At 56.4% G+C, this 22,043-nt stretch carries 18 protein-coding genes, 2 tRNA genes and 1 pseudogene; 10 read left to right on the top strand and 11 right to left on the bottom strand.

What is annotated here, in order from left to right:
- Positions 1–439: 439 nt before the first annotated feature.
- The 3 genes from SH661x_RS12335 to SH661x_RS12345 all read left to right on the top strand — a co-directional run bounded on the left by SH661x_RS12335 (position 440) and on the right by SH661x_RS12345 (position 4,991).
- Positions 440–2,101: a Kelch repeat-containing protein gene (locus SH661x_RS12335; RefSeq protein WP_437221767.1), complete on the top strand. Its 1,662-nt coding sequence runs from the start codon at positions 440–442 to the stop codon at positions 2,099–2,101.
- 383 nt (positions 2,102–2,484) lie between these two features.
- Positions 2,485–3,783: a PQQ-binding-like beta-propeller repeat protein gene (locus tag SH661x_RS12340; protein WP_437221769.1), complete on the top strand. Its 1,299-nt coding sequence runs from the start codon at positions 2,485–2,487 to the stop codon at positions 3,781–3,783.
- A 425-nt stretch (positions 3,784–4,208) separates the two neighbouring features.
- Positions 4,209–4,991, top strand: a complete 783-nt coding sequence (locus SH661x_RS12345; RefSeq protein ID WP_437221772.1) for an SDR family NAD(P)-dependent oxidoreductase — start codon at positions 4,209–4,211, stop codon at positions 4,989–4,991.
- 35 nt (positions 4,992–5,026) lie between these two features.
- On the opposite strand, the gene SH661x_RS12350 is transcribed toward SH661x_RS12345, so the two are convergent.
- From SH661x_RS12350 to SH661x_RS12365, 4 genes are all read right to left on the bottom strand, one after another.
- Positions 5,027–6,193 (bottom strand): carbohydrate kinase family protein, encoded by a 1,167-nt coding sequence (locus SH661x_RS12350; RefSeq protein WP_437221775.1) that lies wholly within the window; start codon positions 6,191–6,193, stop codon positions 5,027–5,029.
- A gap of 64 nt (positions 6,194–6,257) precedes the next feature.
- Complete coding sequence (locus tag SH661x_RS12355; RefSeq protein ID WP_437231192.1) at positions 6,258–7,409, bottom strand: Gfo/Idh/MocA family protein; 1,152 nt, start codon at positions 7,407–7,409, stop codon at positions 6,258–6,260.
- Between the two features lie 155 nt (positions 7,410–7,564).
- Positions 7,565–8,395, bottom strand: coding sequence for a class I fructose-bisphosphate aldolase (locus tag SH661x_RS12360; protein ID WP_437221778.1), 831 nt, complete (start codon positions 8,393–8,395; stop codon positions 7,565–7,567).
- A gap of 80 nt (positions 8,396–8,475) precedes the next feature.
- Positions 8,476–9,240 (bottom strand): DeoR/GlpR family DNA-binding transcription regulator, encoded by a 765-nt coding sequence (locus SH661x_RS12365; RefSeq protein WP_437221780.1) that lies wholly within the window; start codon positions 9,238–9,240, stop codon positions 8,476–8,478.
- Between the two features lie 370 nt (positions 9,241–9,610).
- Here SH661x_RS12365 and SH661x_RS12370 point away from each other — a divergent pair, with 370 nt between their 5' ends.
- Positions 9,611–10,402, top strand: a complete 792-nt coding sequence (locus tag SH661x_RS12370; protein WP_437221782.1) for an HpcH/HpaI aldolase family protein — start codon at positions 9,611–9,613, stop codon at positions 10,400–10,402.
- 15 nt (positions 10,403–10,417) lie between these two features.
- Here the strand turns inward: SH661x_RS12370 and SH661x_RS12375 are convergent, their stop codons facing one another.
- The gene (locus SH661x_RS12375; protein ID WP_437221784.1) at positions 10,418–11,536 is read right to left on the bottom strand and encodes a DUF6263 family protein; all 1,119 of its coding nucleotides are present in this window, start codon (positions 11,534–11,536) and stop codon (positions 10,418–10,420) included.
- 360 nt (positions 11,537–11,896) lie between these two features.
- Between SH661x_RS12375 and clpB the strand changes: the two genes are divergently transcribed.
- Together clpB and SH661x_RS12385 are read left to right on the top strand one after the other, a co-directional pair.
- On the top strand, positions 11,897–14,533 hold the full coding sequence (clpB, locus tag SH661x_RS12380; RefSeq protein WP_437221786.1) for an ATP-dependent chaperone ClpB: 2,637 nt from the start codon (positions 11,897–11,899) through the stop codon (positions 14,531–14,533).
- 262 nt (positions 14,534–14,795) lie between these two features.
- A tRNA-Ala gene (locus SH661x_RS12385) sits at positions 14,796–14,868 on the top strand.
- A 329-nt stretch (positions 14,869–15,197) separates the two neighbouring features.
- Here SH661x_RS12385 and SH661x_RS12390 read toward each other — a convergent pair.
- Positions 15,198–15,326 carry a hypothetical protein gene (locus SH661x_RS12390; RefSeq protein ID WP_437221789.1) on the bottom strand — a complete coding sequence of 43 codons (129 nt, stop codon included), beginning with the start codon at positions 15,324–15,326 and terminating at the stop codon, positions 15,198–15,200.
- Positions 15,327–15,467: 141 nt separating this feature from the next.
- Between SH661x_RS12390 and SH661x_RS12395 the strand changes: the two genes are divergently transcribed.
- Positions 15,468–15,554, top strand: a tRNA-Ser gene (locus tag SH661x_RS12395).
- A 352-nt stretch (positions 15,555–15,906) separates the two neighbouring features.
- Here the strand turns inward: SH661x_RS12395 and SH661x_RS12400 are convergent.
- The 5 genes from SH661x_RS12400 to SH661x_RS12420 all read right to left on the bottom strand — a co-directional run bounded on the left by SH661x_RS12400 (position 15,907) and on the right by SH661x_RS12420 (position 19,852).
- Positions 15,907–16,239 carry a transposase gene (locus SH661x_RS12400; RefSeq protein WP_437221792.1) on the bottom strand — a complete coding sequence of 111 codons (333 nt, stop codon included), beginning with the start codon at positions 16,237–16,239 and terminating at the stop codon, positions 15,907–15,909.
- 110 nt (positions 16,240–16,349) lie between these two features.
- The gene (locus SH661x_RS12405) at positions 16,350–16,796 is read right to left on the bottom strand and encodes a hypothetical protein (protein ID WP_437221794.1); all 447 of its coding nucleotides are present in this window, start codon (positions 16,794–16,796) and stop codon (positions 16,350–16,352) included.
- Between the two features lie 47 nt (positions 16,797–16,843).
- Positions 16,844–17,809, bottom strand: coding sequence for a DUF1559 domain-containing protein (locus SH661x_RS12410; protein ID WP_437221796.1), 966 nt, complete (start codon positions 17,807–17,809; stop codon positions 16,844–16,846).
- A gap of 28 nt (positions 17,810–17,837) precedes the next feature.
- On the bottom strand, positions 17,838–19,160 hold the full coding sequence (locus SH661x_RS12415) for a FecR domain-containing protein (RefSeq protein WP_437221798.1): 1,323 nt from the start codon (positions 19,158–19,160) through the stop codon (positions 17,838–17,840).
- Positions 19,161–19,285: 125 nt separating this feature from the next.
- Entirely contained in the window at positions 19,286–19,852 is a 567-nt protein-coding gene (locus SH661x_RS12420) for a sigma-70 family RNA polymerase sigma factor (RefSeq protein WP_437221801.1), read from the bottom strand.
- 305 nt (positions 19,853–20,157) lie between these two features.
- Between SH661x_RS12420 and SH661x_RS12425 the strand changes: the two genes are divergently transcribed.
- The 3 genes and pseudogenes from SH661x_RS12425 to SH661x_RS12435 all read left to right on the top strand — a co-directional run bounded on the left by SH661x_RS12425 (position 20,158) and on the right by SH661x_RS12435 (position 21,951).
- The gene (locus tag SH661x_RS12425; protein ID WP_437231243.1) at positions 20,158–20,493 is read left to right on the top strand and encodes a hypothetical protein; all 336 of its coding nucleotides are present in this window, start codon (positions 20,158–20,160) and stop codon (positions 20,491–20,493) included.
- Positions 20,442–20,591, top strand: a pseudogene (locus tag SH661x_RS12430) (Na+/H+ antiporter NhaC family protein); the annotation flags it as partial. The gene SH661x_RS12425 and the pseudogene SH661x_RS12430, both read left to right, overlap by 52 nt.
- A gap of 325 nt (positions 20,592–20,916) precedes the next feature.
- Positions 20,917–21,951, top strand: a complete 1,035-nt coding sequence (locus tag SH661x_RS12435) for a DUF1559 family PulG-like putative transporter (RefSeq protein WP_437221804.1) — start codon at positions 20,917–20,919, stop codon at positions 21,949–21,951.
- Positions 21,952–22,043: the final 92 nt, after the last annotated feature.

The raw sequence follows: 22,043 nt of genomic DNA on the forward strand, positions 1-22,043 counted from the left end.
CAACGTTCGAATGCACCGGGCCGTGTCCCGGTGACCGGGAAAGTCACTCTGAACGGAAAGCCTGTGAATCAGGCAACTGTCCAGTTGGAGCCGATCTCCCCTAAATCCGGGCATCATGCATCGACGAACGTCATCGAAGGTGAATTCGAATTCGCAAGACACCAAGGGCCCTCCCCGGGCACTTACTATGTCATTGTGAATCCAATTGAGCCTGAACCTGAAACTGTTCTGGAGCAACGCCAGAAATCGAAATCAGATCTCCTCAAGGATCATCGAGACCTCGTCAGTGCAATCAAGCGACAAGGGGCGATCACAGTCGAATTTCAACCCGGCAAAGACAATCTTGTCAACGTGGAATTAAAATCCAGGTAAACGGACTGCTCTGCCAGTCTCGCTGGAATCCAACCAGCGCCAATCCTTAGAGAAAAGGACAATCAACATGCGTCTTCCACGCATCGTGCTGCAGACATTCCTGACGCTGTCCCTGATGACAGGTGCAGCGCAGGCTCACTTTATCTGGGTCGTTGCGGAACCAGCCGAGCAACCCAATGTCGCCAAGGTGTATCTCAGCGAAGAGGCGGGGCCGGATGATCCCGAGCTGCTTCCCAATATTGCCGCAGCCAAGACCTGGCTGGTCGCAGGTCGGGGCGAGCCCAAGGAAGTGACGCTGAAGATCGACGGTGACGCGCTGGTCGGCGAGATCCCGGAGAAATGGGCGGAACGAACTGTTGTCGTGAATCATAACTACGGCGTGATGTCGCGAGGCGGTGCCCCGTTCCTTCTGAAGTATTACGGCAAGACCTATCCGTCACAGCTCGCCGGGACCTGGAAGCCGGTTGGAAACGCAGACATTCTGCCGCTGGAAATCAACCCGCAACTGAGCGGCAAGACGCTGACTCTTTCGGTGACCTGGGAAGGTCAGCCTGCGGCCGGTTGTCAGGTGACCGTCGAAGGTCCTGGAATCAAGGAGAAGGTCCAGGGGGACACCGATGAGCAGGGACACTTCACCGCACAGGTTTCGGAGCCCGGACTCTATTCCATCCGCGCCCGGAAGGAAGAAACGGCTGCAGGTGAACTGGACGGGAAGAAGTATGAGCAGATCAAGCATTACTCGACCCTGTCGCTGCGACTGGCACCCACGAGCCTGACCCCGATTGATGACCACTTGCCGGCATTGAGCAAGGGGACCACGAGCTTCGGCGCTGCGGTGATCGGTGATGACCTCTACATTTACGGTGGGCATCTGGGTGGAGCGCATTCCTATGCAGTGGAAGATCAGTCCAATGAACTGCTGCGATTGAATCTGAAACAGCCTGAGAAATGGGAAGTGCTCGAGGGAGGTCCGCGCCGCACAGGTCTGGCGATGATCGCTCATGGCGGGAAGCTGTACCGCATCGGGGGTTTCGAGGTTCAGGGAAGCGAAGAAGAAAATCTGCGATCGCAGGCCGATTTTGCCCGCTTCGATCCCGCAATCGGCAAGTGGGAAGAACTCGCTCCGCTGCCGGACCGCCGCTCTTCTCATGACGCCGTTGTGATCGGCGACACGCTTTACGTGGCGGGTGGCTGGACGATGACTCCCGGTGATGAACTCGAACATGATTGGCTGAAGACCGCCTGGAGTTGCGACCTCTCACAGGCCAAGCCCGAGTGGAAGGAGATCACGGCCGTTCCGTTCCAGCGGCGTGCTGTCTCTCTCGCGACACGGGAAGGAAAGCTCTACGTCATCGGAGGGATGCAACCGGACGAAAAGACGACGACGCGAGTCGACATCTACGATCCCGCGACGGGAACCTGGTCTGTCGGTCCTTCGATTCTGGGGGCTCCGCTGGATGGATTCGGAACATCCTCCTTCGGATTGAACGGCCAGCTGATCACCACCACGATGTCTGGCTCGATTCAGCGACTCTCCGCTGACGGTTCGAAGTGGGAATTCATCGGGCAGCTTGCCCATCCCCGTTTCTTCCACGAAATTACTCCGTGGCAGCAGAGCTTGATCGTGGTCGGGGGAGCGAGCATGGAAACCGGCAAGGTGAAAGAACTCGAGCGCATCCCGGTCGATCACAGCGACGCTGCTGATCAGAAGGCTGCTCTCGTCAATTAACCGACCTCCGTTGGGGTTGATGACACGGTTTCGCTGGACTTTGGCACGTGCAGCGAAACCGTTTTGATTGTGGCCGAAGGCAAGGAGAAAGATCACGACGGAGACACTGAGGCACGGAGAATGGCCAAAAGAATCCAATCTTTGAAAATCATGAGGTATGAGGGACCAGACGAGCGTTTGGGTTTTCTGTTGGTTTCAATCGGGCTGATGATGACCTCTTGAATCCTCTCCGTGTCTCTGTGCCTGCGTGGTAAAACCTTTTTACGTTTTTTGAATCGGCCAACCGGAAGTGAATGCCTGCCCGTGGTCATCCACTTCCGGTACATTTGTTGATGATGACCTGTGGTATTTCCGTCTGGCGAACCGATGTTCTGGAGCAGAAGATGAGTTGGAGTCGTCGAGCTTTTTGTCTTGCAGCATTCGCACTGCTCACGGCTGCAAAGCTGAGTTTCGCGGACTGGCCGGGATTCCGAGGCCCCGCCCCTGCAGAGTTGAGCGCCGAAACACTCCCGGTTTCGTGGTCTCCTTCGGAACACATTCGCTGGAAGGCGGAAGTGGTCGGGGACGGACAGTCCAGTCCCGTGATCTGGCAGGACCATGTTTATCTCACCAGCGTGGAAGGACCTAATAAGGATGTCTATCACGTCCTGGCTTTCAACCTGAAAACTGGAGAGAAGCTCTGGCAGCAGTCTGTCCAGAATGCTTCGCCCATCGAAAGTTCGAATTACGTCAGCAAAGCGGCCCCCACGCCGATCGTCTCGGAGCAAGGGGTGGTCGTCCTCTTTGAAGGAGGAAATCTCCTGGCCTTTCAGCATGACGGCACACAGCGATGGGCCCGAAACCTCGTGGAAGAATACGGCAGCCTGGAGTCTCGACACGGTTTGAGTTCCTCGCTGCTGCAGTCAGGGAACCGTGTGATCGTCTGGATTGAGCGTGAAAACGATCCGTACATTCTGGCCATCAATCCGGAGACGGGAGAAAACCTGTGGAAGGTCGAAGGGCTCGGAGTCACCTCCTGGAGCACCCCCATCGTGCTGACCGTGGACGGGAAAGAGCACTTCGTCTTTTCCGGCATGGGACTGATGCGGGGGATCGACCCGGAAAACGGTTCGATTCTCTGGAAGCTGGCTGGGCTGACCGGTAACGCCACTCCTTCACCATCGGCAGTCGGGGACGGCAGGCTGCTGATTGGAGCCACGGATGGTCGTGGAGAAGGGGGCGGCGGAAAGGCAGCCGACTCCAACGGACTGGTCCAGGTCACTCGCACCGAATCCGGCGAGTACGAGGCCAAGATCCTCTGGCGGGCCAAGCGAGCCACCTGTTCATTCGGTTCACCAATCGCGCATGACGGGTTGGCCTACTTCGTCAACCGGACGGGAATCGTCTTCTGTCTGGATCTGGAGACGGGTGAAGAAGTCTATGCAGAACGGACTCCCGAAAGCTGCTGGGCGACGCCGCTGGCTGTGGGGGACCACATTTATCTCGTCGGGCAGAAGGGGACGACCACGGTGATCAAGTCCGGCCGGCAGTTTGAAGTCGTCTCCGAAAACCGTCTGTGGGAGAAAAACCCTGAAGAGGGCCCTCCGGCAATGGGCGAAGGACAGATCCAATACGCCGTCGCTGCGATCCCCGGCTCTCTGCTCATCCGCACGGGCGAACACCTGTACTGCGTCGAGCGATAATTTCCATCAGTACTTCCAAGTTCTCCGAGCAATCATCGTGAGAGGTCAGAGGTCGGAGAACAGAGGTCAGAAAATTGCTTGTTTTCCAGTGTTTTTCTGACCTCCGACCTCTGTCCCCTGACCTCTTGTTTCGATCCGATCAGACTTGGAACTACTGTCAATCACTGAGCTGAAAACCGGGGGAGCGGACTTAATGCGTTCATCCACCCGGTTTTGGCATTCAATTTCCCAGAACGGATCGAGCCCATTGAATTCCCACCGCTCCCCAGAACAGAGCACTGTAACCCGCCAGCAGGACCACGGTTTTTCAGAGGGCACTTTGAAAATCCGCGGCCGGAGCATCCGATTTCTCCCTGATTCCGCTAAACTTCGCACCCAGTTTGAAACGTTTTGATCTGGCGGTTTTTGCGGATACTGGTGCAGGCATGTCGACGGAAGTGGTGTTGATCACGGGCGCATCATCTGGGATCGGCCGTGAGTTGGCCCGGCTTTTTGCTGCTGATGGTGCTGAGTTGATTCTCTCCGCACGGCGGGAAGAGCGGCTCGTGGAGCTGGCTGAACAGCTCAAGCGAGCGCATGGGACCGTCTCCACCATCATCCCGCTCGATCTTGGTCAGCCGGATGCTGCGCAGGAACTCTTTGACAAGGTTCAGGCCGCCGGCAAACAGGTCGATGTGCTGATCAACAATGCCGGCTTCGGGCAGTTGGGACAATTCTGGGAGATCCCGTTGCCACGGCAGTTGAACATGATTCAGCTGAACATCTCTGCGCTCGTGGCCCTCACCCATCTGTTTCTCCCCGGCATGCTGCAGCGGAAGAGAGGATCAATCCTGAATCTCGGCTCGACCGCTGCGTTTCAACCGGGACCAAACGTCAACGTCTATTATGCGACCAAGGCGTTTGTCCTCTCCTTTTCCGAAGCCCTCTGGAAGGAGCTTGAAGGGAGTGGTGTGTGCGTCACCTGTCTGTGCCCAGGGCCGACGCGGACAGAGTTCGGCGATGAATCCAACATGCACGACACGCCGGTCTTTCAGCACAATGCCATGCGGGTTGAAGACGTCGCCAGGGCTGGATTTCGAGGAGTGCGGAAGAAGAAGCGACTGGTGATGCCCGGCCTGGTGAACAACCTGCTGTCCTTCTCCGTCCGACTGACTCCCCGCTCCATCATTCTTTCGGTGATGACGTTGCTGCAGCCGAAAAAGAAGTGAACCGGGGCTTCAAACAAAGCCCCGAGTGACGAAAGTTATGATGGCCGCGCAAGGTGCGGCTGCAGGCTGGGGAGCGCTGGTTGCATGGGCCATCCCGCTGCGATCCGGCTGGCGATCTGGGACCAGGGGCGTACTCCACTGACGGCATCAGCCGCTTCCACGCTGGCAGCTCCGACGGCCACTGCGCACTGCACGCAGGTTTCCGGAGCGTCCCCGCGGGCGAAGGCAGACAGAAATCCGGCAATGGTGCAGTCGCCGGATCCAGTTGTTCCCACCACGTCGACAGCGAAACAGGGAGAGTAGATTTCGCGATTGGTCCAGGCTGCAATGTCTGCGGGCATTCCACGTCCCATCGATTCCAGTCGCTGCTGGTCGGCACTGGTTCTCAGGTAGATTCCCTGATTTCCAAGCTTGATCAGAACTGCGCCTGCCCCGAGCTTCAGGCTTTCTGCGGACAGTTGCCTGAGCAAGTCTCGATTCACATGTCGGGCCGGATCGAACCCGTCCGCTGCGACCGCGCGATCGAATGCGGGACGGTCGAGCATGAACATCAACTCATCCACGCTCGGGCAGAAGAGATCAACCGAAGGCAGGACACGACGCAGCAGCGAGTGCCAGTTGACCTGTCCGGCTGGTGACTGCGGATCGACCATGCACAGATCGAGAGAAACGGTCAGTCCAGCAGCATGGACCTTCTGCAGCAGCGCCGCGAGTTCACGTCCGTCGTCGGCATACATCCTCTGCATGAGAGGAGGATAGCCAAAGTGAAACAGGCTCGCGTCGGCCAGCGATTCCACCTGAACTTCGTCCGCGACAAAGGTGTCGTTGGCTCCCGGGCAATGCAGGAACGTGCGGTCGACTCCCGGAGGATTGATGACGATGGAGTAGCTGGTGGTCTCGCCGGGAACGCGGACCATTCCCTGGGAAAGTCCCGGTCCCTGCGCATCGAGCAGCCGCAGGATCTCTTCTCCGAAAAGATCGTCTCCAATCTTCCCCAGCAGCCGGACCGGTGTCCCCAGTCGATGCAGTGCCAGCCCGGTATTGGAGACCGCTCCTCCGGTGGAGCGGACTGCCGGACCAACATTGATCAAATACCCGGGAAGGATGGCCGGGGCCGGCTGCCCTTCGCGATGAACAAACGTGGGAATGACATCGAGGCAGACATGGCCGGCCACGATAATCGGGTGAACGCCAGTGGACATGGAACGCTCCACTCAAAATTGCTGAAACACTTCCGATATCGCTCTCTTCGACGAAACGTCGTCGTTACAGAGCGACGGTCGACTGCTCGGCATGGGAACGAAGTGCCGCTGTGAAGATCGCGTGTGTCTGTGCGGCTTCTTCAGGAGTCGCACAATACAATGGCTGGCTCATTCCATCGCGCCCGTGTGTGAGTTCATCACAGAAGGCCGCCCACATCTGCAGAATGGAATCGCTGAAGCCGAATTCAAAGATGCCGCCGGTGATCACCGGATAGCCCGACTTGTGCGGCACGTCCGCCACCTGCCAGGCCTGCGATCCGCCGCTGGTGTACGGCATCGACAGAAGCTGCTTGGGCTGCTGCGTGCTGTAACGGGCACTGAAATCGGTTCCATACACATTGAGGAACCAGCTGTTCGAATTCCCCGGAGCAATGCGCTTGGTCGAAATGGTCATCGGGAACTGCTGTGAATCGGTTTCGACTTCACAGGCGAGAATGGCATTGTCCCAGGTCTCGCACGGCACCGGCTTGCCGTCGGCGCCGGGGCGCTGGGTGATGATGTTCGAGAGCAGCGCACGCACATTCTTCGGATACCAACCGGATCGAAGCGGCACATGCAGCGGGTGCATTCCGAGGTCTCCCATGCAGCCGTACTCTCCGTTGATGTCGATCATCCGTTTCCAGTTGATTGCTTTGTTCGGATCGAGATCGCTGGAATGCCAAAGGCCCGCTTCCACTTCAATGATCTTTCCGAAGCGGCCTTCGCGAATCCACTGGGCGATCTGATATCCCCCCGGAAAGAACGGAAGTTCCGAAGAACATCGGACGAGAACATCAGGATTCGCTGCGATTGCAGCATTGATCTTCGCATTGGCAGCCTGGTCGATCCCGAACGGCTTCTCACCCAGCAGGTGCTTCTTGGCTGCGATAATGTCGCAGTAGATCTGCGCGTGAAGATTGTGGGGGACGGCACAATAGATGGCATCAATCGAATCATCTTCGAGCAGCTGCCGATAATCTGTCGTGATCCGGGCAACGCTGGGAACGCGGTCCGCGAACCAGGCGGTTGCCTTCTCGCTTGGGTCGCAAACTGCGGTGATCACCGGTTCGACATCGGTCTCAGCGAGGTGGCACCAGCGTCCTGCCGCTGAGGCGAATTCCTTCCCCATCAGGCCGCAGCCGATCAGTCCAAACCGAATCTGTTTCTTCTTGCTCATCGCAGGGTATCCAATACTGATTTCAGTGAATGTGCGGGGGCAGATTCGCACCTGCTCACTGTCCGTGGCAGCGATCGCCTGGTTTCGTTCGGCCACGGACAGGGCAGAGTGCAAAGATCCGAAAGCGTCTGTTGCTCAGCCGCTCTCAATTCGAATTACTTCAGGAATTTGGCTGCTTCGGCCGGTGTCGCTCCATCGTGGACGACAGCCATCAGCGCCCGGGTGATGCCGGCCGGGTTGGCGTGCTGGACCACGTTTCGACCGTAGACAATCCCTGCTGCCCCTTGCTTGATCACTTCCGCGGTCCGGACCAGCAGCTCTTCATCGCCGACTTTTCCGCCCCCTCTCACGAGAACGGGAATGTTGCCGGCGGTCTGAATCACGCGATGGTAATCAGCAGCGTTGTCGGTGGGGTCGGCCTTGATGATGTCCCCGCCCAGTTCCACAGCCTGCCGGACGAGCGGAACAATCTTGTCGACGTCGCCATCGACCATGTATCCGCCGGCTTTCGCGTTCGGCTGAAAGACGAGCGGCTCAATCATCAAGGGCATCCCGTAAGCCTCGCACTCCGGTTTGATCTTCAGAATGTTCTGGATGCACTGATCCGTCACTTCGGGTTCGCCGGGAATTCGGAACAAGTTGACGACCACGCACGTTGCATCCAGACGAACAGCCTGCAGTACCGGTTGTTCAATCATCCGGCTGAACAACGAACGGGGCAGATCTTTGCCATAAACATTGGCAATATCTGTTCGCAGCACCAGCGAAGGCTTCTGGCGACCCGCAATCGCCTGCAGGTGAACCGCCTGGCCGATGGTCAATTGAATCGCATCCGGAGCAGCTTCAACCAGCACGTCGATCGCCTTGGCGATGTCTTCCAGGCCAGCGAGAAACGGGAGTTCGTTGAAGAACCCGTGATCGATAGCCACATCGAAGCAGCGGCCGGACTTGGCATTGAAGAGACGATTCAGACGAGCAGTTTTCATGAGAGTTGGTTGCTTTCAGTTGTCAGTTTTCAGAAGTCCGGGAAAGAATCTCCAGATCCCGGGTTGCTATCCACGAATTCCTAATTCGTTGCGAGAATAAATTCGGTGTTCTGAGCGGTGATGGATCGAATCTCTGATTTGCTGAGAGACGCATCCGTCACCACAGCGTTCACTTTGCTCCAGGGTGCAAAGGTGATGGCCGAAGGTTGTTTCCACTTTCCCTGGTCCGCCACGATCACGGACTTGCGGCTGCGCTTGATGATGGCCTGCTTCACGGCCGTTTCCGAAATTTCGGTCGTGCTCGCGCCGTCGGCAACGCTCAAACCGGATGCCCCTAGAAACGCGATATCGCACCTCAGGTGATCGAGCCATTGCAGGCAGAGCCCTCCGACCAGCGCCTGGCTGATCGAACGGTATTCGCCTCCCACGCAGGTGATCCCTGCTGCGCAGTCACCCATTTCCAGCAGCAGTCCGACGGAATGAGTTACGATCCGCACATCGTCCCGGGCAGCCAGCTGTCGGCCGACTTCCACACAGGTCGTCCCGGCATCCAGATAGACAACGCTTCCCGATGGGACCATCGCTGCCGCCGCTTTCCCGATGGACCGCTTGGCAGCCACCGATTCCCGGCCCCGTTTGTCGTACGAGGGTTCGCCTCGCAGCGAGTCCCGGTGCACGACACCCCCATGCGTGCGGACGATCTCTTCCTGCTCTTCGAGTTCGAGAAGATCCCGGCGCAACGTCGAGCGTGACACTCCCAGCGTTTCCTGCAGCTGCGTGACGCTGCTGGTCGGATGCTTCTGAAGGTAGTCGAGAATGCGTGCGTGGCGCTCATGAACAAACATGAACAAATTTGAACAAAACGTCCACGCGTCGTCAAGCGGCGGTTCAATCTCCTGTTGGAAATCAAAAACGATCGCGCAGAGACGCAAAGCCGCGGAGAGGAGAAACAACGAGCACTCAAACGATAACATTTTTTCTCTGCGGCTCAGCGTCCCTGCGCGAGAACGTCTTTGCATCAGATGCTGGTCTCACCCTCTCAAGCCTTGTGAACAACAATTCTGCATTACCCTAAAGTCAATTCAGCAATCGGACTTCTGCCTCTTCATCAGTGGGGCTGAATTGCTATGCTGGAACGCCTCAGGAACACTTTTGCCACGACAGACCATCAGTGGCCAACTCACATTCAGAAGCGTCCCTTAGATGGAACTCAATATGAACACCTCCCCGCAGCACGTCACCATCAAGCAGCGGCTGGCCAACCGCGAACGTGTTAACGTTTTCGCAGTGGGCCGTTCGTTTCATCCCAATCAAGTCGAAATGTATGGCCTGCAGGGAGGGTTCAACGGATTCTGGATCGACCACGAACACACCGGTTTCACAATCGATCAGATTGAATCGGCAGCCAGAGCAGGTCGGGTCTGGGGCCTGGATTCTTTCGTTCGCGTCGCACCGACCGACTATGCGCTGGTGACCCGCTGCCTGGAATCGGGTGTGTGCGGAGTCATGGCGGCTCAGGTGTTCACCCCCGAGCAGGCGGAGCAGTTTGTGCAGTGGGCGAAATTTGCTCCGCGGGGCGTTCGCGGGCTGAATAGCGGAGGACACGACGGCAAGTTCGGACTTCTTCCGACCGCCGAATTCTGCCGGCAGGCAAACGAAAACAGTTTCGTCGCGATTCAGATTGAAACCCGGGAAGCTGTCGACCGCTGTGACGAGATTGCCGCGATTGACGGCGTGGACCTGCTCTTTATCGGTCCTGCGGATTTGAGCCAGGCCTACGGCGTGCCCGGCCAGTCCATGCACCCGGACTGCCTGATGGCGGTCGCGAAAATCGCTCAGGCCTGCGAGAAGCACGGCAAAACATTTGGCTCAGTGAGTGTGACGCCGGAGCACACCACCATGCTCCTCGACCAGGGCTGCAGCATGATCTCGATGACCAACGACATCCGCACCTTCCAGGACGGCATTGCCACAGTGAAGCAGCGGTTCCCGATGCTGTTCCCGTGAGAGCAGGCTCAGCGGTTACCTTGGCTGTGCGTATTCGCCACTGACCTGTCGAATGACCGGCCGGATGGCAGGCTGAGCAACTTCCGCTTCGGGGCGAACTGTGGTGGCCGGGAACGACTCCACCGTTGTGGTGATTCGTTTTGTCTGCCGGAAACTGAGCGAATTCTGCATCACGACCGTCATATCGACGATCCGGTCGACCCTGCTCTCTTTGGGCAGACCGGTATCTCGATAGATGGTGCAGCTCCCCAGCGTACTGCCGCCGTTGACCGTCACCTTGACACTTTCACCGCCGTCGGGGGAATGGAGTGTCGTTGATGGCGTAATCGTTCCACGCACGTCGATGACCGCAAGGCTGTCGCTCAGATCCTTAAGCGTGTACATGTTGCTGACATGCATTGGGATGGGGCGCGAAATCTGCTGCTGTCGTTCCCAGGAATCGCCCGGAGTCGTACGCCGACCATAGGGGAGCAGTCCGATGGTGTTGTCGACGAAGTTTGCAATTCCGGATTCCCCAGAGCCCGCTTCAATCCCCAGCATGACTTCCTGGCGGTGCTGCGGCGGAACATTTCGCAGGCAGCGGTCGACAAATTCGGAGAGCCCTTCGACCTCCACGATCTGGTTGTCTTCGCCGACCCAGAACGCGAACCCGTCGTTCACCATGTCCCGGTAGGCAATCACCCCCAGCGGCGCACTTTGGCTCGGCACGGTGGAGTCGAACTCGACACGCTCATCAGCCACTTCATGCTGATATTTCACACGATGGTAGCGGACCGACAGTTTTGTCCGTTTCTCGCGCTTTTCCTGGACACTGATGGCCATCATCAATTCCAGCCGCGAATAGTTTTTCACTGGTTCGCCCGACGGGGTTCCCTGGATCAGTTCCTGCTGGACAACTTTCCTGAGCGGAAACTGGTCGCCGGGATTCAGATTCAAGCCAAGTTCAGCAGATGGCGATTCGCTCGCTGCCCGGGTTTCTTCGGCAGCTCGATTGCGGGCACCCTCCTCGGTCAGCCAGGCCGGGAGTTCCACGTCGGCTTTATCGCTCTTCTTCTGCGAATTACAGGCGTACAGAAAGAGGCACAGGATCCCCGTGAGAAAAACAGTTCCCGAATGACGTTTGCAAGTTGACACGTGATCCTCCTGATCCTGAGCGGGAGCGACCCGCCTGATCCGGGACCCTCGTGGTCCCGGTACTGTCCGTAGATGCGGAAGCTATCACGAGATGGGGCAAGAGAGCCAGAGGATTTGGCCTAGATGGTGCCACCGAACAATCGCATCAGTTCGGAGCAGAATCGCGACTGCCAAAATGGCTTCAATCTTTTCTGCTTATGATTCATCTTGCGGTGCCACTTTGGCATTTGTGGTCTTTTCGCAGATCTTCTTCCTGAAATTAAATAATTCTCCCATATCAACTTGCGTCAACAAGAATTCCGAGACATGTTGGTATGCAGATTGCTTTCCCCGTTCTCAGCTTTGAAGGGAGCAAATTCTATGGCTTTTAAAATGGAGAAACTGACCGCCAAATCTCAAGAGGCGGTGCAGGCTGCACACGAAATCGCACGGGAGATGAATCATCGTCAGCTGACCCCGCTGCATCTACTGAAGGCCCTGTTGCAGGAGTCCGAAGGGATTCCCCGCGCGATTCTGAGCAAGCTGGGAGCGAACGTTTCCCAGTTGCAGAAAATGGTCGATGGCGAGTTGGCACGACTCCCCTCCTCCACAGGGTCGAATGTCGAGATTGGGGCCTCGCGCGAGTTGATGCAGGTTTTTGAAGAGGCGCAGAAGTTCGCCTCGACGCTACAGGATCAGTATGTCTCGACCGAACACCTGTTTGTCGCGCTGACGCGCGTCGAGGACGCTGCCAAGCGGCTCCTCCAGCTCAACGGGATTGAAGAAAAAGATATCGTCGAAGCCATGAAGGCGGTCCGGGGGGGCCAGCAAGTGACAGATCAACATCCTGAAGACAAGTATCAGTCGCTGGAAAAATACGGCAAAGATCTCGTGGAATTGGCACGCGCCGGAAAGATCGATCCGGTCATCGGCCGCGATCACGAAATCCGCCGTGTGATTCAGGTGCTCGCCCGTCGTCGGAAGAACAATCCGGTGCTGATCGGCGAACCCGGTGTGGGAAAGACCGCCATCGTAGAAGGTCTGGCACACCGGATCGTTCTGGGAGACGTTCCTCAGGTCCTCAAAGACAAACGGGTGATCGCTCTGGACATGGGGGCGCTTATCGCTGGGGCCAAGTACCGAGGCGAATTCGAAGATCGCCTGAAAGCGGTTCTGAATGAAGTCGAAAAGGCCTCGGGAAAGATCATTCTTTTTATCGATGAGCTGCACACTGTCGTGGGTGCCGGCAAGACCGATGGAGCGATGGACGCATCCAATCTGTTGAAGCCCGCACTGGCACGCGGCGAGCTGCACTGCATTGGCGCGACGACACTGGATGAGTACCGGAAGTACATTGAAAAGGATCCCGCGCTGGAACGACGATTCCAGCCGGTCACAGTCCGCGAACCGACGGTGGAAGACACCATCGCCATTCTGCGGGGACTCAAGGAGCGATACGAACGCCATCACGGCATCCGTATTCGTGACGCAGCTCTGGAAGCTGCAGCCACGCTGTCGGATCGTTACATCAGCGACCGGTTTCTCCCGGACAAGGCGATCGACCTTGTGGATGAAGCTGCGTCCCGGGTGGCGATGGAATTGAACTCTGTCCCGACGGAAATTGACGAAGTTCAACGCCGGCTCACACGATTGGAAATTGCTGCCCGCCAGCTGGCTGAGGAAGATGAAGAGCATGCTGCCAAAGAGCGGCAGGAAATTCAGGAAGAATCTGATAAGCTCAAACAGAAGCTTGCCAGCCTGAAAGAGCAGTGGGAATCCGAGAAACTGGGACTCGGCGACGTGAAGGGAGTCCGTGAAAAGCTCGAACAAGTCGAACTGGAATACGCTCAGGCGGAAGCAGCCATGCGTGAAAAGCAGGCCAGCGGTCGGCTCATTGACGAAGCGGATTACCAGAACCTTTTCAAGCTCGATCAGCAACGCAGCAAACTTCGCAAGCAGGTGGAGGCTCAGGAAGAAGAGTCTGAAAAGCAGGCTCAAAGTGATCTCGAACACCGCACCCGGCTGTTGAGAACGGAAGTCGGCCCGGAAGAGATTGCGCAAGTGGTCTCTGCCTGGACGGGTGTTCCTGTCAGCCGGATGATGAAGACCGAGCGGGAGAAGCTGCTGTTAATGGAAGACCTGATTCATCAGCGCATGATCAATCAGGAAGAAGCGGTTTCCGCTGTCGCCAACGCAGTTCGTCGATCCCGCTCCGGACTTCAGGATAAGAACCGGCCGATCGGTTCGTTCATCTTCCTGGGGCCAACCGGTGTCGGAAAAACAGAGCTCTGCAAAGCGCTTGCTGAGTTCCTCTTCGACGACGAGAAGAACATGATCCGCATCGATATGAGCGAGTTCATGGAACAGCACTCCGTGGCCCGCCTCATCGGGGCACCTCCAGGTTACGTGGGATACGAAGAAGGAGGACGCCTCACCGAAGCAGTTCGACGTCAACCTTACTCCGTGGTGCTGTTCGATGAAATCGAGAAAGCCCACCGGGACGTGTTCAACGTGTTGCTGCAGGTTCTTGACGACGGTCGCCTGACCGACGGACAGGGCCGGACTGTGGACTTTACAAACACGATCATCGTGATGACGTCGAACATCGGTTCACAGCTGATCCTGGAACTTGCCGAAGAAGGAGACGAAGAGAAGATTCGCGAAGTCTGCATGGAAGCGCTGAAGCGGGAATTCCGACCGGAGTTCCTCAACCGGATCGATGAAGTGATTGTCTTTCATCCGCTGGATCGAAATGACATTCGCAAGATCATCGAACTGCAGATCAAAAAGCTTCAGCGGCAGCTTGCCGAACACGAATACGGACTCGAAGTTTCCGACGATGCCAAGACGTTGCTCGCCAATGAGGGATACGACCCGGTCTACGGGGCGCGCCCCCTCAAGCGGGTCATTCAGAATCGCCTCCAGAACGCGCTTGCGAACGCAATTCTGACCGGCGAGTTCGCCGAAGGATCCACGATCCACGTCGGCACCCAGCACGGCGAATTGACGTTTGAGTAACGAAGTGAAATGTTCACCCCTGGCGACCCGCTTCTAGCGAGTCGCCGGGCGCATTTCTGGCTGTCAGAGATGTCCTCGAGGAATTTGAAGAAGATTCTTGACAGCCTGCCCTGGTCCCACTAAGTTTCGTTCGCACAGCGTGCTGCGGAAAAATCCGTCAGCCACGCACATTCGGTTCAACACTCAGGTGCGGAATGCCGAATGTTAGTGCGGAGAAATTGAGAATCACTCCAGTGGAATGGTTCTCAAACAGGCCCAACCCGGGGGATTAGCTCAGTTGGGAGAGCGCTTGCATGGCATGCAAGAGGTCAGCGGTTCGAACCCGCTATCCTCCACTCGAGAAAGCCTTGAACCGTAATGGTTTGAGGCTTTTTTTGTGGCTTCTTTCGGTACCGCCGGCAGATCGATCTTTAAGAAGGCCCGGTCGGTCATCTCTTGTGGGGGCGAAACTCCGCTGCTTCGGAGGGAGAATTGTTTGTACAGACCGTGGTTGTCGTCCGGCCACTGGGGGTGAGCACGGGCTTCCCTGCAGGATGGTCTCGACCCGCAGCGGGGAGCGGTTCAGAGCCTCTTCCCAGCCAGCCCCCGGAGGTCGCTACAGCTTGCGTTTGAGGCTGCGTGCACATCGTCCGAAATGGTGAAGATGTCCTTTGATCTTTTTGCGCTATGCCCCGGTGGCGTGGGGTGAGAGCGGAAAATCCGGAAACCCGCTGGGTGGTCGCCCCACTTTCCATTGAGGCTTATGACGGTGAGCCTTGCGGCGACGGGATGGTGTGGTAGACTGCTCCACCATGCGGCATCTCCTGATTGAGGGGATGATGCACCGGCTCGCTGAGAATACAAATTCTTGCAAGCCATGCGGTTGAGTCGAACAGTGCTGTGCTGGACGGAGCTTGCAGCGTCAATGAGACGTCAGAGTGTCCGTGGTGCGGTCGGAGAGGTGGCAGAGCGGCCGAATGTACCGGTTTCGAAAACCGGAGTGCCGGAAACGGTACCGGGGGTTCGAATCCCCCCCTCTCCGCTTATATTCTTCGCCTGATTCCGTAACTTTCATGTTCAATGGGGGTTACGGGATTTTTGCTTCTCTGTAGGCGACCTCCCGGTGCAAAGATGGTGCACAATTCGTGCGCGGGAGCTGAGGAACTCGATCTGGAAATGGGGTGACTGCATGTGCGGAACAAAGCAGAACTCGGTTGGCGGGTCAAAACCCGAAAGGAACGGTCGGTTCCGTTGGTTTCCGAACTGGTCGCTGTCCTGCGACACATCATTGGGAACTGAATGGCGGGGCCAGTGTTCCTACGAAAATCCTTGACGGAAGATCGCCAACCTTCTGTCATCGGTGACCGACGTCAACTGACGGCCGTCCTCAAGTCTCAGCTGCTCACGGCATCCACGTCCACATTGTCTCGGGACCAACAGTTTCGACTCGCCCGTGGAGTCTGGAGGGACGCAGCAGCGATTCGCTTAGACAACGGGCCTTCAGCTTCACGAAACAGTTCCCGCCGAAGTTGCGTCAGCTTCCCATTCAGCCGCTTCATGATGTGAAATCGATCAAACACCAACTCAGCATCCGGCAGGTTGTCCATCACCGCACTGATGTACGCGGACTTCCGGGACCGTGCAAACGAAGAATCGCCGGGCCAATCGTACGCCGAGGAATCGACTCCCTGGATCCATTCAATTTCAAAAACCGCATCTGATTTCATCCCGGGCTTCAGAGACTGGAGCCATGCGTCGGTAATCCCTTCCTCCGACTCATCGGATGAGTCCCTTTAATATCGATGAAAGAGCAATTGCAAGGGGGACGCCGTTGATGTCAATTGGATCGAAGTAATTGATTTGCTTCCCGTGTCTTCTCTCCGGTCCTGGACTCGGTGGCAGGGACATCGATCGTGATGGTCGAATCACTGGCAGGAAGATCTTTCTCGAGCTTGTAAGGAGGGAACAACGTTGTTCCATCCGGAGCAAAGACCCCGGGAGGTTGCACTCCATCGAAACCCGAAATGGTGAGGACATGTGGCCCACCGATGACTCCCTGGGGCCGAGTCATCGTAAAACGTCCCTCTTCGATTCGGACGAGTGTTCCAGGGCCGGAGTTTCCTTTCGAATCATCTGGAGCGAAGAGGACACTCCCTTTCGGCACAGGCACGCCATTGAAGTTGACGTCTCCTCGAATCACAAACCGTTTCGGGCCCTCCTGGTTCCCGGCTCCACATCCGGTCATCGAGAGGACCGCCAATAGCAGCACAATTCGTAATCGCACCCAGGTTCTCCATCTGACTCTTCAAAGCGTGAAACAGGGAAACGTTCTCAGAAGGCTTCAATGGGGAGGCCATCGTTTCGAATCCCCATTTGCTGGTAGGCGTTCAAGTGCATGTTCTGACTCATGAAGTGAACTGATCCATCGCACTTCAGAAAATGAACTCCCCCCGGGTGAGGACTGGAGAAGTAGGCAGACTTCTGGTGACCGGTGACCCCTGTATTCATGGGGTAATAGGTCCCGCCGCTGTTGACAGAGAATCCCCAGTCCTGGTTGTAGTCATTGTCAGCAGATGACCAACCCAGAGCCTGGTTGATGTTCGAACTGGGACCATACATTTTATCCCATTCTCCAACGAGGAAGACGTTCGTCGTCCCGTCGGTGATATCGCGTATCCGGGTGTTTGAATTGTGAGAGAGGACCCCATTTTTGTGAAAGGCGGGGTTTGCTGTATCAGAAGTCACGGAGCAGAAGTTGTCGCCTCCTCCGGAAACTCCTTTGTAACTCGACTTGTTTCCCCTTGCGTCATTTGTGTCCGAAGGGCAGAGATATTTGGCCAGTGGCTTTTCCCATGCCGAGTGATTTCGCGTTGATCCCCGCTCGTTGCGGGTGATGGTAAAGTGCTCCTCGGTACTGAACTCGTTATAGCGCGCGGTCTCTTCGAGAGCAGGGAGGATCGCCACTGTCCAGGGAGCCCGCCGGGCGCGGTTTGCGTGCGCAACAGTTGCAGAGCTGGGGGTGAAGACACAGGCACCCGTACTGCTGAATGTCAACGTGGTTCCTCCAGCCCCGCCCGGCGGAAACATGAAATACAGGTCGTGGTAGTTATGGAGCGCCAGTCCAATCTGTTTGAGGTTGTTCTTGCAATGACTGCGCCGGGCTGCCTCTCTGGCCTGCTGCACCGCAGGAAGCAGTAACGCAATCAAAATCGCAATGATCGCAATGACGACCAGCAGTTCGATGAGAGTGAATCCTCGTCGGGTCTGGGAACCACATTGAGTCCTGGTACGGGGCATATTCGCTTCCTGAACGTGTTGAACTGAATTAATCGATCACAATAATGCGAGTCTGATCCTGGTATTCGGGTGAGTCCATTCGAAAGAAGAACGACACGGTCCTTTGATCGTCCGAGATGCGGAGTTCGTCATACTGTTCCAGCCCGCGAGAACGGCGAGTCTCATACTTGATTTGAGGAGATCCCAGCAGAGGGTCGGTCTGCTGTAAGGCGTCGGATCCCGTCACGACAGCGGCAATCTTTCCGAAGAAGGTAATTGAACCGCGAGGAGCAAATGATGCCGACGAAGTTGGATCGTAGTGCACGAGGTAGCTGCTGACCGACGTTCCCGCCGCGATCCGTTTTCGTCCTTCGGCCGTGTCGACTTCCAGATCTTCCGTCAGAACGAAATGTCGCTTTTCAGGGAGAATCAACATGTGGTTGGGGGTGGGCGTTTCTTCGACGAGCAGCGATGCGGGAAGTTCAGTCTCTGTTCTGAACTGACCGGTGATTGAGCGGATGGTTCCGCGGGTTCGATCGACTTCCCGGAACGACTGAGGATCGAAAGCTGTTTCTGTCGCGAGTGCACGGGAGCGTTCAAAGCGGGCGGCTCGCGATGTGGTCAGATCCAGAATTTTCGAAGGGGCTCCGCTGTAATCCAGCAGACTGACCCTGGCTTTTCCCCGCCGGACAGAAACTTCGGTTCCCTTCAGCAAGTCATAACGGACCGAAAATTCAGTCCCGAGATCCACAATCTCCGCATCATTTGTCGAAACCGTGAACCCTTCTCCTCCAGGAAGGACGTGGGCCGTTAATGTTCCGTGGAGAAGCTGTACCCGCGTCTCATCTTTCAGTTTCAATTGAGCAGGCCCCACCAGGTCGAGGACCACGTGAGCGAGTTCAAAACTCAGAACTCCCTGATCAACGGTGATGGTATCTCCTGTTCGAACCACCTTTCCAAGTTCCAATGAACCGGAAGAGGTGACCGTGCTGCTCGTAAGGTGAGTGATGCGTCCTAATGACGAGCCCGAAAACGGGTTTGCAAAGAACATCCAGCTCAGTCCGCAACCGACCAGCAGCAAGGAAGCGGCCGACAGAAGAATGTAATTCCGGAAGACCCGATGTTCCCGGCGTTCGCAGGCCTCTGAAAACTCTCTCAACACCGACAAAGTCGCTTGTTCATCCGATTGCGGATCGGCTTTCTCGAGAAGTTTCCCATGAAAGTCAGTCCGTTCGACATAGGCATGCAGACAGGCCATGTCTGTGTCAAGCAGATGCTCAAGGCGCGCAATTCCTTCCGCATCGATGTTGCCGTCAAAGTAGGCATCTGCGAGTTGAAGAACTTCAGTAACGCGAATCTGGTCTGAACTCATCGTTGTTCTGAATCATCCTGAGCTGAAGACGTTTCTCAGGGAAACGCCGTACTCTTTCGAAAGACTTCCCATAAAGCTGAAAGTGAAACGCCGGCCAATGTCGCCGACGCTCTGATCCCCGTCCTTCAGGGCTCAATATTTCCCATCGCCCTGGTCACACACTCAGTCAAGCGTTTTCTGAGTCGCTTCAGACGGGTGTAAACCGTTGCGATGGGAATTCGAGTTCGGTTTGAAAACTCCACGAGATTTCGATGGGGGCGATAGCAATTCAATAAAAACTTCTGCTCTTGATCGCTCAGTTTTGCGATACATTCATCAAGACATTCGCGGCGCAATTCAAAAAGCTCTGCCCCTGCCGTCCGAACCTTCGCGACCTTGTCCAGAATCCCTTCGCGAAGCCCCAGTCCTCCCTGTCGGCGGCGATCGCGAACAAACGCTTTCGCCGATTTAAAGGCGACGGCTGTGGCCCACTTCGTAAAATTTGTCCCCGGTGTGAACTCCCAGTACTTTTTCCAGATGATTGCGCACACTTCCTGAACGACGTCGTCAGCGTCCGCTCGATTTCCGACGATGGAGAGTGCACATGCGTAAATGGTGCGGTATGCTCCCGACAGTTGATGCAGGAACTCGGCTTCATGTGAGGGCTCACTCAACTCCGCACGTAATTCATCGATGTCGAATGGATTCTGCATCTCAGTGACCGAGCTCCCGCCCGCAGGGAGGCCACAAGGGTGGTTCCATCACTGGAAAGCATTGAAACACGCATCTACCTCGTTTCCGATCCTCGTCCGACACTGGGAAGCCTATCTTCGATCTTCTCAATGGCCCGCACTGAGTGTTTTGAAATGAACGATCTACTAAGCAATGACAAAAGTCAGGAGCATTGGGTCAACAATTTCGTGTTTCTACTCACTTTTTTCGGGAACGAACGGACCAAGATTTCATCCTCGACGGAAACTGAGGTGAGATTGAGGTTTCCGTGGGATGGGACATCACAGTGGCGGAAAGATCCCGACCGCTTGGCAATGAATTTCTGTTCCAGGAGCCGGGAAGGAATCTGATTCTCATCCTCGATCTCGCGCCGGAGAAGATTCTTGAGCTCATCGCTCAGCTCACCCGACGGTGTGCTGAGCTTGACGAACAGTTGATTGCTGTCGTCGAAGTCTGCGGGCTCAATGACTGGCTGATCCGCATGCTGCGGGACTGCCGTTGTCACAGGGTGATCCTCATTCAGCCGGAGGAACGCAAACGCTGCAAGACCGATCGGCCAGCGCGGGCCGATTTGGTGACCACTGTTCTCCGATTTCGGCCACTGCCTGCCTCTCTTCTTTAGGAGCACAATCGGATCACATGGATCACGTGATCACGCAGCTGCCGGACGCTTTGGCGGTGGCGGTTGTTTCTGGTGCCATTTACCTGTTCCTGGGATTGGATTGACGTTCATGCGAGTAAGCTCGGCATGTTCGTATTTTCTTCTTTGGTCCCGGTTTCAGTTCAGGAGCCGGGTGTCCCAGGTCCGACATTGCGTGGAATGCACAATCTCACCGCTTTGTCGGTTATCGGCTCCGATTTTCTCAGCGGCGAGCACTCATTCGTTCGGTGGCCGATGTGAAATTTCTGAAGATCAGGAATTTCAAAAATTTCCCATTTTCAGCCGGGAAGAAGTCGAGACATGCGGAACACCCTCGATGATGCGTTCATCTCCTGCCTCTTGTAACCCGCCCTTCTCATTGAGAATTCCTGTGGAGCCTTCCCCATGTTGCCATCCAATCGACTCAGATCTGGTTTTACTCTGATCGAGTTACTCGTCGTAATTGCGATCATCGCGGTGTTGATCGCGTTGCTTCTCCCGGCGGTCCAGCAGGCTCGGGAAGCCGCCCGCCGTTCGCAGTGCAAGAACAACTTGAAGCAGATTGGTCTGGCTCTTCACAACTACCATGACAACTTCAACTCCTTCCCGATCGGTGCCCGGCACGGTCAGGGAGAGGACTACGGGGTCTCTTGGTGGGCTGGCCTGCTGCCGGGTCTTGATCAGGCCAATCTTTTCAACGCCCTCACGTTCGAAGGGCCGAATACCGGTCTCGACAGCAGTCCGGGAACTGAGATGATCGGGCGAACCAATATTTCCGTTCAGCTGTGCCCTTCAAGTCCGATGCCTCAGCCGGCTGACTGGCAGAAACGCTCGACTTACATCGGGATCTCCGGCGCGTCCAACACAAGTACATACACTCAACCGGCCAGCAGACTTGCCGGAGCAGCGGCAAACTGCTGTCCAGACACTGGCGATACAGGCGGCGGCTACCAGTCGACCAGCGGAATGTTCGAACGGAATGCGGTCGTCCGGATGCGAGATGTCACTGATGGGCTTTCCAATGTCATGATCGTTGGAGAGGTCGGCGGGTACATGGTCACTTCAACCTTCGCATCGACGATCGGCACGACCGGAGGGGGTTACGCGGCACACACCATCAGCGGAAACCGGGTCTACACCGGCGGTTCGGGGCCACACTCGTGGTTGATGGGGACGAGTGGGAACTGGGCTCCAGGGCCCTCAGTGACTCGAGTGTTCAACCTGACGACCGTGCATTATCAGCCCAATTCACCGAATTACGACCAGCCGGGGATCAATGTCAATTTCGGACCGAATAACCCGCTGAGCTCTCAGCACACCGGGGGCGTTCAGGTTCTTTTCGGAGATGGCCATGTCACGTTTCTCAGTGACAACATCAACCTGGACACGTTGAAATACTTCGCCATGCGGGACGACGGAAACGTCGTCGGCGAATTCTAGACCAGTTTGGTCTATCATGTGCAGGCGATTCAGGATTTTCACCGCATGAAAGTCCATATGATCGCCTGCGGAACGTAATAGATTATTGGCAA

Origin of the sequence: Planctomicrobium stercoris (assembly GCF_051465655.1) — a bacterium.
Lineage (GTDB): Bacteria > Planctomycetota > Planctomycetia > Planctomycetales > Planctomycetaceae > Planctomicrobium.